Source organism: Alphaproteobacteria bacterium US3C007 (genome assembly GCA_034423775.1).
Lineage (GTDB): Bacteria > Pseudomonadota > Alphaproteobacteria > Rhodobacterales > Rhodobacteraceae > Thalassovivens > Thalassovivens spotae.
In genome coordinates, this window is the sequence record CP139918.1 from 2,940,622 (window position 1) to 2,954,313 (window position 13,692).

Annotated in this window: 17 protein-coding genes; 9 read left to right on the plus strand and 8 right to left on the minus strand. The window is 44.7% G+C overall.

The window, feature by feature from the left end; translation table 11 throughout:
• Positions 1-302: 302 nt before the first annotated feature.
• Complete coding sequence (locus UM181_13970; GenBank protein WQC62412.1) at positions 303-644, minus strand: hypothetical protein; 342 nt, start codon at positions 642-644, stop codon at positions 303-305.
• Positions 645-955: 311 nt separating this feature from the next.
• On the opposite strand from UM181_13970, the gene UM181_13975 reads away from it, so the two are divergent.
• Positions 956-1,258, plus strand: a complete 303-nt coding sequence (locus tag UM181_13975) for a hypothetical protein (protein WQC62413.1) — start codon at positions 956-958, stop codon at positions 1,256-1,258.
• A gap of 9 nt (positions 1,259-1,267) precedes the next feature.
• Here the strand turns inward: UM181_13975 and UM181_13980 are convergent, their stop codons facing one another.
• Complete coding sequence (locus UM181_13980; GenBank protein ID WQC62414.1) at positions 1,268-1,654, minus strand: hypothetical protein; 387 nt, start codon at positions 1,652-1,654, stop codon at positions 1,268-1,270.
• Between the two features lie 129 nt (positions 1,655-1,783).
• Complete coding sequence (locus UM181_13985; GenBank protein ID WQC62415.1) at positions 1,784-2,215, minus strand: hypothetical protein; 432 nt, start codon at positions 2,213-2,215, stop codon at positions 1,784-1,786.
• Between the two features lie 384 nt (positions 2,216-2,599).
• Here UM181_13985 and UM181_13990 point away from each other — a divergent pair, with 384 nt between their 5' ends.
• Complete coding sequence (locus tag UM181_13990; protein WQC62416.1) at positions 2,600-3,157, plus strand: VOC family protein; 558 nt, start codon at positions 2,600-2,602, stop codon at positions 3,155-3,157.
• 180 nt (positions 3,158-3,337) lie between these two features.
• Here the strand turns inward: UM181_13990 and UM181_13995 are convergent, their stop codons facing one another.
• Positions 3,338-3,565 (minus strand): hypothetical protein, encoded by a 228-nt coding sequence (locus UM181_13995; GenBank protein WQC62417.1) that lies wholly within the window; start codon positions 3,563-3,565, stop codon positions 3,338-3,340.
• Between the two features lie 685 nt (positions 3,566-4,250).
• Between UM181_13995 and UM181_14000 the strand changes: the two genes are divergently transcribed.
• The 6 genes from UM181_14000 to UM181_14025 all read left to right on the plus strand — a co-directional run bounded on the left by UM181_14000 (position 4,251) and on the right by UM181_14025 (position 7,327).
• A complete protein-coding gene (locus tag UM181_14000; GenBank protein ID WQC62418.1) occupies positions 4,251-4,379 on the plus strand; it encodes a hypothetical protein in 129 nt (42 codons plus the stop codon).
• A 16-nt stretch (positions 4,380-4,395) separates the two neighbouring features.
• Complete coding sequence (locus UM181_14005; GenBank protein WQC62419.1) at positions 4,396-4,806, plus strand: DoxX family protein; 411 nt, start codon at positions 4,396-4,398, stop codon at positions 4,804-4,806.
• Between the two features lie 146 nt (positions 4,807-4,952).
• The gene (locus UM181_14010; protein ID WQC62420.1) at positions 4,953-5,291 is read left to right on the plus strand and encodes a hypothetical protein; all 339 of its coding nucleotides are present in this window, start codon (positions 4,953-4,955) and stop codon (positions 5,289-5,291) included.
• A gap of 252 nt (positions 5,292-5,543) precedes the next feature.
• Entirely contained in the window at positions 5,544-5,864 is a 321-nt protein-coding gene (locus UM181_14015) for a hypothetical protein (protein ID WQC62421.1), read from the plus strand.
• 213 nt (positions 5,865-6,077) lie between these two features.
• The gene (locus UM181_14020) at positions 6,078-6,860 is read left to right on the plus strand and encodes an SDR family oxidoreductase (GenBank protein WQC62422.1); all 783 of its coding nucleotides are present in this window, start codon (positions 6,078-6,080) and stop codon (positions 6,858-6,860) included.
• Between the two features lie 146 nt (positions 6,861-7,006).
• On the plus strand, positions 7,007-7,327 hold the full coding sequence (locus UM181_14025; protein WQC62423.1) for a hypothetical protein: 321 nt from the start codon (positions 7,007-7,009) through the stop codon (positions 7,325-7,327).
• A gap of 54 nt (positions 7,328-7,381) precedes the next feature.
• Here the strand turns inward: UM181_14025 and UM181_14030 are convergent, their stop codons facing one another.
• From UM181_14030 to UM181_14045, 4 genes are all read right to left on the minus strand, one after another.
• Positions 7,382-7,564 (minus strand): hypothetical protein, encoded by a 183-nt coding sequence (locus tag UM181_14030; protein WQC62424.1) that lies wholly within the window; start codon positions 7,562-7,564, stop codon positions 7,382-7,384.
• Between the two features lie 221 nt (positions 7,565-7,785).
• Positions 7,786-9,828 (minus strand): TRAP transporter permease, encoded by a 2,043-nt coding sequence (locus UM181_14035; protein WQC64767.1) that lies wholly within the window; start codon positions 9,826-9,828, stop codon positions 7,786-7,788.
• A 115-nt stretch (positions 9,829-9,943) separates the two neighbouring features.
• Positions 9,944-10,948, minus strand: coding sequence for a TAXI family TRAP transporter solute-binding subunit (locus UM181_14040; protein WQC62425.1), 1,005 nt, complete (start codon positions 10,946-10,948; stop codon positions 9,944-9,946).
• 366 nt (positions 10,949-11,314) lie between these two features.
• A complete protein-coding gene (locus UM181_14045; GenBank protein ID WQC62426.1) occupies positions 11,315-12,493 on the minus strand; it encodes a CaiB/BaiF CoA-transferase family protein in 1,179 nt (392 codons plus the stop codon).
• A gap of 233 nt (positions 12,494-12,726) precedes the next feature.
• On the opposite strand from UM181_14045, the gene UM181_14050 reads away from it, so the two are divergent.
• Complete coding sequence (locus tag UM181_14050; protein WQC64768.1) at positions 12,727-13,689, plus strand: hydroxymethylglutaryl-CoA lyase; 963 nt, start codon at positions 12,727-12,729, stop codon at positions 13,687-13,689.
• Positions 13,690-13,692 lie beyond the last annotated feature (3 nt).

Consider the following 13,692-nt stretch of genomic DNA (forward strand, 5'->3'; position numbering starts at 1 on the left):
ATCTTTAGGCGTAGAAAGCTGGGCAGGTTTTATAGTTGTATCCTTTTTCTAAGGCTTTTGCGCAAATCTATATTGGAACTCTTGAACAAAAAGCTTGCGCTCTTATGTGGTCATTTCGGAAACTTTTTTACCCGCCATTGAATTCCTGAGCGCCTACTTTTCATTCTCCGTCATCCAAAGAACTCTCCATCAACAAAATCGTATAGCTGGTATATCAGCATAGAAATGGATTGTGCTCTATCCTAGTCAATCTGCCTCATTTCAAATGGAAATTGCTTTAAAAAACACTGATCTCTTTAACGCTAAGGGTTAGCCAAACGACCCAAAGTACCCGGGAATATTCTAGTACAATCACCTTTGGCCATATAGAACTCACCAGTTTTAGCCACATCAACTTCGTAAGACTGAGCATAGTGGCGATAGGTTACGCAGTCTGCGCTGCGATCTCGCAACTCTTGCTGCCGATCAAAGTAGCGAGGGATAAAGAGGTTTCCCATTGCAATTATAAGCGCTGTGAAAACTAAGATGAAAGTCTGTAAATATGTCATGGATGCCTTAAAATTTTGGATTCTTTTAAAATAAAGGCGGGCGGTAGTCCAATCGCTTAAAGCCAAAAGCAAGAAACCTGAATCCACATCAAACAATCTTCTCGTCTAAGAAAAAAACCCCCACTAAAATTAAGTGAGGGCATTAGAGACCATCGTTCAGGAGTTTTATAAAACAAAGGTACATAATGGAATTATAATATCATATTGACACATGTATGGCAATCTCTAAACAGGTTCGGAAATGAAAAAATAACCAGACCAAACAGGTCGACCTCTGCAGTCGTAGGATTTTTGATACTATCAATAATTTCATCCTATTGCCTGCTGGTATGCAGCTACGCAGAGAGGCTGAGCTAACAATCTGGCATCAGTTCTCCCGCGCTCTCGCGAGGTCACACTGGCGTGATATGGACGTCATCTTATTAGAGAAAACTGTACAGATGGATGCTGACATCCGCGCTGCTCAGATTGAGCTGGATGCCATGGGGATGATGATTAAGAATAAACGCGGGGCGCCAATTACAAACCCGTTTCTATTGGTGATCGATACGCTTGAGCGGCGTCAGCGGCTTACCATCCGTTTAATGTCGTTAAATCAAACGGACTTTGCTCCACCCACGGCGAATGGCACGGCCAAGGTAGATGGAGAGGCTAGAGCGGCTTTCAGGCATACAAGTGTTGAGGAGCTGATCGCTCAGCCCGCTCATTAAATACGCTGCCTAATTGCTTTTGTGAAAGCCAGCATGGTGCGCGTGAAAGATCGCACCCCAAGCGGACAAAGCATCTATGGCATCTTGCTTGGCATTACCTAAACATAGAACGCCAGTTATGTCGACTAGCTCCAAAACTTCAGCCGCAATTGGGCTGGCCCCGTGGTTTCCAAGGCGTACCATCATGCTGTCACTGTCTACAAATGTTTCTATAAGAGTGGCTTCAGATCCGTCATCAGAAATGTGCCATTCGTAACTAATAGTGTTTTCTTCTTTACAGCCGTAGACATATTTTGCCGCTCGATCTTTAGACCAAGCCTTGAAATCACTGGCGTTTTTAACCTTGCAATTAAATACTAAGACCATGCGGTTAGAGTGTGCGTTTAGTTCAGCCATTACTTGCTTCCTTTTTTCTTTCGTGAATTTAGAACATAAATGATCCGTGGTGCAAAGAGAGACTAGAGCGGCTTTAAAGGATGTTGCGATTGAGGAGCTGATCGCTCAGCCCACTCATTTAAGTTTAAGCTAGCGATTAAAACCACCTATTAATTTTGGCGAAATACCTTGTGATTTAATATAATCCCCCCACGGCCCTTCATAGGGGCCACCAAATAAAACGAATTCTTTTGGTTCCAGCATTGAGAAGATATTTTTCATTGCCTCAGTTTCTCCAACATTAGCGCCGTGCACCGCACCCGCGTCAGAGTTTAAGTAACGTTCAAAGACGTAGAGCATGTTATTTTCACTGAGATAAAACTCATAATTTGTTACACCAGTTTCAGTTTTTGTTATTTCAACAAGTTCAGAGATAACTGCTTTCAAAGCATCAATATCTTCAGTGATTACCTTTGCTTTGATGTACCAATGCACACTCTTGGACGCCAATGCATTATCCTCAGCGTGGGCGTTTACTGCGAAGACTAAACCGGCAAGCAATAACATAACTATTTTTTTCATGATTTCAGTATGTCCATTTATGGTTTAAATAACTGAGTTGATCAGACCGCTATAAAGGCCTTTTTTCAATTTATTTTTTTTGGAGGGTAAAAAATAATGTAATATGCTCAAAAGATAAGCAAATTTTTAGCATTACTGGTTTATCTCAGCAGGCGCTCAGGTTGGTCAGCCTATCACGCTGAAAAAGTACCAGCGTAAGTTATTTGGACGTATTTGATAGGCTGCACGGTTGCAGCCGCGTTTAACGGTCAGGCGTTAGGAAGAATAGACATTGCAATTTCTGGCGTGTGACAGAAAGCGCTCTAGATTATGAATGACAAGGACTAGATCAACTGCCAGTCGTTAGATGAAGCCTGTAAATTTTATCGAGGACCAACTTTAATAATGCGCAAGATACAAGCTCAAGGCATACATCATATCACTCTGACTGGTGCAGACCGCCAAACCTCGATTGATTTTTGGGAAGGTTTATTGGGTTTTTCCTTAATATTTGATCAGCCTAATTTAGATGACCAGTCTCAAGGCCACCTATATTTTGCTGCGGGTAATGGCCAAACCATCACAGTTTTTACCGATGAAAGCAGAAAACCTTCCGGAAGCTTTCTAAAAGATCAGATAGGGGCCGTGCACCATCTGGCCTTCTCTGTGTCACGCGTGGTCCTGACCCAAGTCAGCGAACGATTAAAGGAGCGCGGCATTAAGCACACGCCGGTTAAAGATCGCGGGTTTATGAACAGTATATATTTTCACGACCCGCTTGGGTTGCGTGTTGAGCTGGCATGTTACCGGTTTGAACCGCCAGAAGGGTCAACGCATGCTGACGTTTTGGCCGAGGCGCACCGCCTGCGCGTTGCGAATGGTGACACGGCAATCGCGGATATTCATCTTGCCGATGCTATTGAAAATATCACTGCGAAACGCCAGCCGCGGATGCTAGATTAAACAGGAGCAATGACTTTATCTGCGACTGTCAAAGGAACGATGAGCGGTGCATTTGCCTTTTGGCTGGGGCCTGAGAAGTAAGACGCAGATTTAAATTGTGGCGCTGAAAAACAACTTCGTCGGTGAGATTGAAGCTTTCCCAAGTGCGAGCGGCTTTTACTGTACCAGACCCTTCTTTTTTTAAACAACGAGAGTAATTCGATCGCCGCCTTCTTCCAACCGCAATTCAGATAGATGTTCATTTTCACGCACCAAAGATGTCTTTCTTCGGTCTTTCGTATCTTTCAGGAACTCGCCGCTGACGACCCGTTTTTCCATTTTATCCGCCCAGTCATCCAATCTAACAAGCTCAGTTTCGCGAATGAACATGTAATCCGGATATTTTTTTAAAATTCTTCTTTGTTCCAATTGTCTAGGATAGCGCGGTTCTTGTGCTTGAATATCATTGTTATCTCTTCTTTTTAGATTGTTAAAACCGTAGCCAAAGGCTTCTAAAATAAAAGAATTACTTAGCGGCCTTACAGGGCCTCGTGACTGGAAAAATCTATAAAGTGATGCTGAAGCGTGATTATGCGACGCTACTGGCGCATGAAGTACCCATTAGGGGCAAGCATGCGCCTGTGCGGCTTCCTTCTCCAGAACATTGCGCTGGAAGGCATAGCCGCTATTGCGGCCCACTAAGCCCATTTATGATTGGTATCTATAATCTCGCTGCCCTTCGAGGCTTTTAACTGTAGCCGCCGCAAAATTTATTGCTTGTCTTTTTTTAAGCGTAAGAAGCGCCAACTCTTGAACCTGTAAATCATGATCTACCCTCGCGGTGATGCCAAGCTTTTGACAAGCGTCTCAGATTTATCAAAGGCAAAAACGGCATTTCACAATCCTAAAATCACTTTTGTTAAGGGTTTGAAAAAATCAGCATTGAATAGTCGGTTCGGTTTTTATGAGAGGGTTGCGGCGATGTTGCTTGTTTGATGCGCTACGAATTCCTGTGCTGATAAATAGAACCTTTTGACCAGTTTTTTACGCCTTATCTAGAGCTCAAAAAATTTTATATCCAACTTATGATTTTGAATTTGAAAAGGAGCATATCATGGATGGAAAAAAATGTGCCTGCGGACGATCACCAAATGGTAATTGCATCGGTTGGCATCTGTTGAGCGAAGAAGAGTACTTAGCCGAAAAATCTGCCTATGAGGCAAAAAAGCGCCGTGAGGCATAACATAAAGGATCTCGAAATGGAAAAAACAGCTACATTTGCCGCGCCAGTGAGCAGGGTACTCATCTCGCTTATCTTCATAATGTTTGGATTAAATAAGTTGTTTAACTACGGCGCTACAGCGGGTTTGATGGAGGCGATGGGCGTCCCAAGCTTTCTTCTGCCTTTTGTTATAATCTTAGAGGTATTCGGCGGTATAGCTATAATCATAGGCTGGCAAACCCGTTGGATTGCTTTGGGATTAGCTGGTTTCAGCATTTTATCTGCTCTAATTTTTCATAATAATTTTGCTGATCAAAATGAAATGGCAAGTTTTATGAAAAATATTGCGATTGCTGGAGGTTTCTTATTTTTATTCGCAAACGGCGCAGGTGCTTGGTCTTTAGACGAAAAAAAAGACGTGTCTGTTGAAAAGCAGCCTCAAGTTTAAACATTGGAACATTAATACGGCTATGCAGGCACCTTGCGTGGCCGTATTTGATTTACTTTACGCTGAATTAATAAAAACACCTTAAATAATCGCTCTACAAATTTCTGCGCTGCGTTATTCTGAAAAAAAATTAATGGAGAATGCTCATGGCGCGCAAAACATTTCTGGCAATACACACTTATAAAAGCGAACTGGCCAAGAAAAATACTTTTGAAAGTTTGAAAAATACGGTTCGTACAGATTACGAATGGGCAGACCGATGGAATTTTCCTAAAGCTCAATGTATTGCAACCTGGGTGGGAACAGATGATTTTTTCTTTTGTCATTGGGAGGCGGAAACAGAAGAAGATATCATGACTACGCTTACGGAAAATGGCTTAGATGAAAATTTAATAACGGTGGCATACCCGATTATCATGCACATTAATAAAAATGAGTGTTCCGGTCGCGATCCCTATCAAGTTTGGGCGGACGTGAAAGTTTGACAAATTTAACCCTATGCGCACAATCCTCACAGACTTTGGCATTGAAGAAATAGAGGATTATTTTCAATTCTTTAAGAATTTAGGAACCTTGGATTGGTTAGATATGTCAGTTTAAGCATTTCTAAGCAGCTTCTTTGGTCAAATAACCTCTATTAAAGCCTACAAAATTGACAAGGCTGTTCGAAAAATGTTTGTAGAACCTCTGCATATTTTTGTAACGCATTAGTCATAAGAAAATAGTTAGGATGAATAATGGAAAATGCAGTTTGGTCAGTGATAAAATATACACCTAAGCATGGTTGCTCAGATGAATTTAAAATGGCTCTTGAGCGTTTGGCTGAAATTATGAACAAGCCAGACCTTACTTGGAGTTTAATAGAGCTAGACACTGGTGAAATTGTTCAAATCAGTCGAATACCAAGTATCGATGCTATAGTTGAGGGTCAAATTGCCGGGCTTGAGTGGCTTGATAGCGTAGACCATCTTTTAGAAAAGGATGAAGACGGCAGCCGGACGCAGGCTTATTCTGGCTTGGAAATGGACGCACCGCATTCTTTTCAAGTTAAAGACTAAAGCCTATGCGCATCATACTCGAAGTTGTTTTTAAAAAAGTCTAAGTAATAGAATTTGCAAAATCCTGAAACGCGTTGTTCGCAACCTCACTCCGGATTAGTGTCGTTCTAGGTGTTAAAACAAATTTTCTAACGAAGGATGTTTAAAATCATTGTGAATTGTTGCGTCCTGCAAGTTTAAGATACCATCACTAGATCAATGAAGTGAGGTTGTATGATGAACTGGAAGAATACAGACAAAATTGCGGTTGTGACAGGCAGTGCAGGTATAGGCTTTGGAGTTGCTCAAAAATTAATATCAGAGGGCTTTGGCGTAGTTTTATGTGGCAACAGTGAAGTCGATAATGCAAAGGCTAGAAATGCGACCAAAGGAAAACCAATTCAAGTTATCGATTTGGATGTATCAGACGAAACAGCTGTTCAAAGTTTTGCAACCAAGCTTAATGGCGTTATCGACGGATTGGATGCTTTGATCAATTGTGCTGGTGTTCAGACGTACGGAAATATTGAAACCACGACCCCAAAAGCATGGCGAAATGTGATTGACATCAATCTTACTGGCTATTTTTTAATGGCCCATTTTCTCTATCCACTGTTAAAATCGCGGCGAACGGCATCGATAGTTAACATCGCTTCCGTTCAGGGGCATTTGAACCAGAATAATGTTTTGGGTTATGCTACCAGCAAAGGTGCAATTCATGCCTTCACTCGCGCGTTGGCGGTCGATTGTGCTAAAGATAATATACGCGTGAACTCGATTTCACCAGGATCGATCCGTACCCCACTGCTGGAGTTTTCGGCAACAGAACTGACAGAGCCGGGTAGCGATGTAGAAGAAACGCTCTCTGGTTTTGGTGAATCTCATCCCATTAAAAGGATTGGAACGGTAGAAGAAATTGGTGCGCTTGTTGCCTATCTTGTAGGGCCCGATGCCGGCTTTTGTATTGGTGGCGACTTTCTGATTGATGGTGGTCTTAAAGCTAAGCTAGGTGTTTAAATGAAAGCATTTGTAGTGATTGAATTTTCATTTAATTGATGTTGTCCATTCGCAGCGTGGTCAGGGCTTTGCTAATAAAGCATAAATAAACGACACCATATATTTGTGCGTCGAGTTGTTTTAGGTCAAATCGGGAGGCTGTCCTATTGGAAAAGTTTAATTTTATTGTTGATGTTATGAACAATGGGCCAATTGAAAGAATGGAAAGCGTTGTCCATGAAGAGTTTTTGTTTTTCAAAGAATATGGAATGCAAGATCGTGGTGAATGGCTATCAGAAATTAGAGAATTGGTTGAGGGTGACTGGCAATTTGAAGAGCCAAACCTTGTGGCAGAAAATGAGGACGTCTTAGTTTTTAATCATATTGTGTTGGATGATGGCCAAAAATTTCGAGTGACCGCGGTAAATTTCTTAAAAGATGGGCAGACGTGGCGCCTCTCTACGCATAGAACTTTGATAAAAGATTAATTCTACGCGGGCAAATTCTATCCAATTGCTACTGCCATCACTTGAATAAAAAACTTAAGCAACGCCCTTATCAAACGAAATTTTTTCACCTGCCCAAATTGGCAGGGTCTCTTTATAATTCAGCAAAGCGGAATTTTGGTGCTGCTCCCGCTGATTGGCACCAATTTTTGAGCGTATGGTTTCAGGCTTTTTCAGCAATCTGATGTGAGCTCTTATTCGTCTGATAGCACCATTCATTTGTGGACCCCATGCCCGGTCCATTCTGTAGGATTTAAAGGCGAAGGAATAAATAAAACAAAGTAGGGCTCGAATGAAACTAGTGGCCGATATGCTGCCGGTTTCGGCACTTTTCTTAGAAGTTGGTTATTCGGTCAAAGCTGCCTTTCGAGCTTTTGTCGTGGATGGCTGCTATTGGGTTTGTTACACTAAGTTATCAAGGTCAATTGAGACATTAAAGTTCAACCGCTGGGCCCTGTCTTCCTTCGCTTTTGTTGAATCAAGGCAATGGGAACTAATGCGACAAGTCCCACCAACATTGTCGAGACACCAGGCGCAATAAACAAGAACGCGGTGATACCGACATACCAACGCTCCCAGTTTTTGAGAGGGGCGCTTAGATAACCGGAAAATGCTACTCCAAGAGATCCGATGCCTAGCATTGCCCCGACAAGTGTATAGGTAAAAGCCCACCAGGTGAATCCACCTGCAACGAGAAGTAAAGCTGGCGAATAGACAAACACGAATGGAACAAGTGCTTTTGCAATACCCAACCGGAACGCAGTGTTGCCTGTTTTGAACGGGTTAGACCCCGCGATACCTGCCGCGGCATAGGCTGCGAGTGCGACGGGCGGAGTGATGTCAGCTAAAACGCCATAATAAAAAACGAAGAAATGCGATACGATTGGTTCAACTTGCAATTGCGCCAGTGCAGGTGCCGCCACAGCAACGAGGATGATGTATGTCGCAGTTGTTGGGATGCCTGCGCCCATTATGATGCACGCAACCGCGATTAGAACGAGTGAGAAGAACAAAGCCCACTGAGCGACGCTAAAGTGATTGAGCGGCCAGATGCCCCCAACGACCTCGCCAATATCAGTGGCAGTTTGCACCACCACATAGCCCAAACGAAAGCCGACCCCTGTCAGGGTAACTACCCCCACAACGATACCAACTGTCGCGGCGGCTGCGCCCACTGCAAGTGTGCTTTTCGCTCCGGAGCCTAGCGCGTTCCATAAATCAGACAGTGACAAGCGATGATTTGGGTTTAAAATCCCAACCATGACACAGGCAATGATCCCGTAAACCGCAGCATAGTCGGGTGTTTTTCCAGATAAGATCAAATAAACTAAAATAATCAGAGGGATTATTGATAGCCAATGATCCTTAAGCACTACACCTATTTTAGGAAGCTCTTCTGCCCTTAAGCCGCGCAGGCCCAATTTTTTTGCTTCCAGATGGACCATGATAAAAATACCGAAATAATGCAGCAAAGCCGGAAACAAAGCCGCTGCCAATACATCTCGCAAGGGAATTTCAAGGTATTCAACCATAATAAAGGCTGCAGCCCCCAGAATTGGCGGCGTTATTTGCCCCCCTGTTGAGGCTGTGGCCTCTGTCGCGCCGGCGAAGTGCGCGGGGTAGCCTATACGCTTCATCGCCGGGATTGTTAACGCGCCAGTTGTTACAGTATTGGCAATTGACGATCCAGAAATTGTTCCCATGAAAGCAGATGAAAATATCGCTACTTTCGCAGGGCCGCCAGAATAGCGGCCAGCCACAACCATCGCTAAATCAATGAACAGCTGGCCAAGCCCAATGCGGGTTGCTAGCACGCCAAAAAGGATAAACAGAAATACATATTGCGCCATAACGCCAATAGCGACGCCGTAAAGACCTTGATTGGTCATATAAAGGTGGTTGATGATGCCAAGCCAACTTGAACCACCATGCTTCAATGCGCCAGGCATCCAGGGTCCAAAATAAGCGAAGGCAATGAACAGAATACCGATGATTGGCAGTGTTGGCCCTACGGATCTGCGGGTTGCTTCAAGCGTAAGCAATAAAAGCGCGGTACCCATCAAAACATCAGATTGTGACGGATTGCCGACCCGCTCGGAGACGATCTCGGGCGGAAGTAAAGGCAGATAGATCGCAGCCGCAACTGCCAAAGCCGAGAATAGCAGATCAAGGATCGGCACGCCTTGGAGCTGAAACATCCCAGTCACAGGAATTCGACCGGTTTCGCGACGCCATCCAAATAGAAGGAAGACAAGCCCCAGGACAAAAGACAAATGGATCCCGCGATGCAAAAGTTCGCGGATCAGACCAAAACCAGAAGCATAGAAATGATAAACGGACATGGCCACAAGAACGGCTGCAATGAAAAAACCAAGCGTGGTTCCCGTTGCTCTAAAGGCAGTCTCAGGATCAAATTTGCGTTCTATTTCCGCCAATTCTTCGGCGGTTAACTCGGGGCTGAGGGCCGGTGATGAGCCGGACATATCTTCAATCTTGTCATCGGTCTTTTGGTCGACTGTCATGATTTTTGTCCAACTTAAAGATCAAAAAAGGCCCAAGAGGTTATCACCACTTGAGCCCAGTGTTTGAAAGCTAATCTTACTTGAGAAGACCGGCTTCTTTATAGAAGCGTTCAGCACCTGCGTGCAGCGGGACACCAACGCCATTCAGCGCGGTAGCGGGTGTAATGGTCTTGCCTTTGGCATGTCCTACGTCCAGCAGCTTGCGGCTCTCATCGTTCCAAAGCGCTTTGGTGATATTGTAGATTAGTTCTTCGTCTTCATTGGCCGAGGTGAACCACTGCGCGCCAACCGCTACGGTTGTGGTTGTCTTTACCCCCTCATACGCACCCTCAGGAATGTCAGAAGATGCAAAAAAGCCATATTTGGAAGTCAAAGCATCAGCACCAGCACCGTCGATTGGAACCAATTTGATAGACGCTGCAGAGGCCAGTTCAACTAAAGAACCCGTTGGGTATCCAGCGACAACAAAGAACGCATCAATTTTTCCATTGCGCAGTGCCTCCGACGCTGCACCGCCTTTTAAGGCTTCTGCAGTAATCATATCAGATGACAGGCCATTGGCTTCCAGGATCAGGTTTGCGTCGACATATGTGCCAGAACCGGGTTCATCAAGTGACACGCGCTTGCCTTTGAGATCAGCGACAGAGTTTATGCCACTATCAGCCATAGCTACTAGATGGATATGTTCTTCAAAAAGAGCGGCGATAGTGCGCAGGTCCTTGGCAGGTTCTTTGCCTTCCATCGTGCCGGTCCCTGTGAAAGCCCAATAGGCCACATCGGATTGTGCGAAACCAGAGTTGCGCAATCCGGAGATAATCGCGTTCACATTGTCTACAGAACCACGTGAGGAAACAGCCGAGGCGATCAGTCCATCGACCCCACAAGAGCCACCTTTGCCGCATTCGCGTGATCCCGGAGGTTTAGATATTGCGTTCGCTATAACACCACCAACAGGGTAGTATGTATATGCCGTACCGCCCGTTCCAATTGTGAAAAAGTTTAATTCTTGCGCTTTCATTGGCAGTGCCAACAACAGCGTGGATGTGGCGGCCAAGGCCGCTGTGCGAAGGTATTTATTCATGAGTTTCCTCCCAGAAAGCATATCAGTTCTTTGCCCGATTCAGGGCTGCCCTAATAAGCCAGTTCTAATCTCTGACTTCAACCTATCTAACAGACTTATTTGCATGAGCAGCACGGTTAAGCGCCAGTAATCTCAAAATCTCATCGCGCGCGCCAGCCTCATGGCTTCGAACACCCTTGGCCGTTTTGCAATGGAAACGCTGTTGAAGAGCGTTCGCCAAGAAGAACAATAGGTAGGTTGCATGGCAGATATTTATGCGCCTTGCAGTGTTTTTCAGGTTCGGCTCGAAGCAACCATGTGCTGCGCAATTTAAAGAGATCAGCTATGCGGAGTTTTTAACGTTTTCAAATTGGCGCCTCAGAAGTGCTAATCGTGCTCCATTTTGCCCATTTCTGAGATGATTTCATGTATTTGAAGCTTTGAGTATCCCAACTCTTCAAGAATCTCGCGACCGTGTTCGTTCACCTCAGGCAAGTCGTGGCGGATTTCTGTTCGAAGTCCATCCAAGGTTAAAGGGAGACCGGGGACTTGGGCTTTCCCGCGGCCATGGGGTAGGGTGATGTTCAGCAGATTACCCGATTGATTAAGGTGAGGGTCCTCAAATAACTCATGTGGTTTGGTGATCGGCGCGAATGGGAGCCCTATGCGTTCACAGATAGCCATTAAATCGGCCTGGGTCATTGCGCTAAACAATTTCTGCAACAGCGGTTGAATTCGATCGCGCGCAACTAATCGCTGATTGTTTGTCGTAAGGGAGGGATCATTTAGCAAATCTTTGCGCCGAAATGCCTCACAGAAAAGTTTCCATTGTTTATCGCTGACAATTCCAATGAACACTTGCTTAGCGTCTTTCGTTACAAAAGTATCGTACACAGCCCACGCTCTCGCGCTCTCGGGCATCGGTGCAGATGGCACACCCGTTGTTGCAAATTGTAACATATGTTGTGCAACCACATGGACGGTTGTTTCGTAAAGAGCAGCTTTTACTTCCTGCCCTTTTCCAGTGAGGGCGCGCTGTATCAACGCCGCTTGGATGCCGATCACTCCGAACATCCCGCCCATAATATCAATAACAGATGCTCCAGCGCGTAAAGGCCTACCCTCTGGTCCTGTCATATAAGCAAGACCCGCCATCATCTGCACCACCTCGTCAAGTGCTGTTCGATTTGCGTATGGTCCCTCTAGAAAGCCTTTTAACGAACAATAAATTAGGCCCGCATTATTCTCACTCAGTTCTGTGTAGCCAAGCCCAAGTTTTTCAAGGGCACCGGGCCTGTAATTTTCAATTACAACATCGGCGCCGCTTGCCAGTTTTTTAGCAATCTCAAGCCCTTGCGGCGATTTTAAATCAAGCGCAATAGAGCGCTTATTGCGGTTATATGAGGCGAAGAAACCGGCGCCGCCATGTTCTAGCCGGCGGGTTGTATCCCCACTTAAAGGCTCTACTTTTATAACGTTGGCTCCAAGATCACCTAAGATCATACCACAGGTTGGCCCCATGACCATATGACAGAATTCTATTACACGGATGCCTTTCAAGGCCATTTTGAAGTGCCAGCAAAGATTTGATACTCTCGGACTAATGCAGGGCCCATGTTTTCCTCTGATTATTCGATATTTGTCATTTGAGATTGATCTAGCATGATTTCCTTTCTTTTTAAACGCTCCTTACATTCGATAATTTTGTTATTTGAATGACGCATTATAGAACAGCTGATATACTCGCTTCGGTGCCGTTTAATAATTTCAAGCCATGCGCAATTTAAGGAGGTTGGCTTATTTCTGATTTACCAAATTTTGTCGAAATTTATGAAGAGGGACCGCGAGAAGGGTTTCAAATTGAACCTGGTCCGATATCGACCGCCGAGAAAATAAAGCTTGTCGATGCTTTATCGCATACTGGTTTGAAAAATATTCAAGTTTGCTCGTTCGTAAATCCGCGGTTGGTGCCGGGTTGGGCAGACGCAGAAGATGTGGTTGATGGGTTTACTGCAATCGAAGGTGTGAATTACACGGGGCTCTATTTTAATAGGAAGGGTTTGGACCGAGCGCTCGAATATAAAAATAAGTTAACGCTATCTGGTTCAATTTCGCTAACGGCTTCGGAAGGGTTTACCCAGAAAAATTTAAATAGATCCCACATTGAGAATTTGGCGGCCATGAAACGGCATGCCGCAGCCCATTTTGATCATAAGATCAGAGTGAATAATATAGGAGTGATGGCAGCTTTTGGATGCAATTATCAAGGTGATATTACGCCAAATTGCGTTGTGGATACTTTGAAGGATGGAATGCGAATAGCGGAAGAGACAGGTGCTAAGATCACAGATTTCTCTTTGGCAGATACAATGGGTTGGGCATCCCCTCACAAAGTTGAAAGTGTCTTAGGCGAAGTGCGCAATGAGTGGCCTGAGATGCAGATATCCCTTCACCTTCATGATACTCGGGGTTTAGCCGTTGCAAATGCATATGCTGCGTTAAAAATGGGAATTCGCCGATTTGACTCTACGGTTGCGGGCTTAGGCGGGTGTCCATTTGCTGGGCAGCCAAAAGCGGCTGGTAATATTTGCACTGAAGAACTCGTTTTACTTTGTGAAGAATTAGGAATTGAAACCGGAGTAAATTTAGAGGCGCTGATAGAAGTTGGGCGATTGGCAGAAGATATTGTTGGACATCAGCTTCCCAGTGAATTGATCCATGCTGGCAGCTTAAATGCCTTCCGCTGTAATATTTCGCACTAATTT

Bases quoted from the DNA above. Each gene is read 5' to 3' on its own strand.
- UM181_14010 (WQC62420.1), top strand. From the start codon at position 4,953: ATGGCGCGCAAAACATTTCTGGCAATACACACTTATAAAAGCGAACTG.
- UM181_13980 (WQC62414.1), bottom strand. From the start codon at position 1,654: ATGGCTGAACTAAACGCACACTCTAACCGCATGGTCTTAGTATTTAAT.
- UM181_14040 (WQC62425.1), bottom strand. From the start codon at position 10,948: ATGAATAAATACCTTCGCACAGCGGCCTTGGCCGCCACATCCACGCTG.
- UM181_14030 (WQC62424.1), bottom strand. From the start codon at position 7,564: ATGAATGGTGCTATCAGACGAATAAGAGCTCACATCAGATTGCTGAAA.
- UM181_14035 (WQC64767.1), bottom strand. From the start codon at position 9,828: ATGTCCGGCTCATCACCGGCCCTCAGCCCCGAGTTAACCGCCGAAGAA.
- UM181_13975 (WQC62413.1), top strand. From the start codon at position 956: ATGGACGTCATCTTATTAGAGAAAACTGTACAGATGGATGCTGACATC.
- UM181_14005 (WQC62419.1), top strand. From the start codon at position 4,396: ATGGAAAAAACAGCTACATTTGCCGCGCCAGTGAGCAGGGTACTCATC.
- UM181_14015 (WQC62421.1), top strand. From the start codon at position 5,544: ATGGAAAATGCAGTTTGGTCAGTGATAAAATATACACCTAAGCATGGT.
- UM181_14020 (WQC62422.1), top strand. From the start codon at position 6,078: ATGATGAACTGGAAGAATACAGACAAAATTGCGGTTGTGACAGGCAGT.
- UM181_13990 (WQC62416.1), top strand. From the start codon at position 2,600: ATGCGCAAGATACAAGCTCAAGGCATACATCATATCACTCTGACTGGT.
- UM181_14000 (WQC62418.1), top strand. From the start codon at position 4,251: ATGGATGGAAAAAAATGTGCCTGCGGACGATCACCAAATGGTAATTGC.
- UM181_14045 (WQC62426.1), bottom strand. From the start codon at position 12,493: ATGGCCTTGAAAGGCATCCGTGTAATAGAATTCTGTCATATGGTCATG.
- UM181_13985 (WQC62415.1), bottom strand. From the start codon at position 2,215: ATGAAAAAAATAGTTATGTTATTGCTTGCCGGTTTAGTCTTCGCAGTA.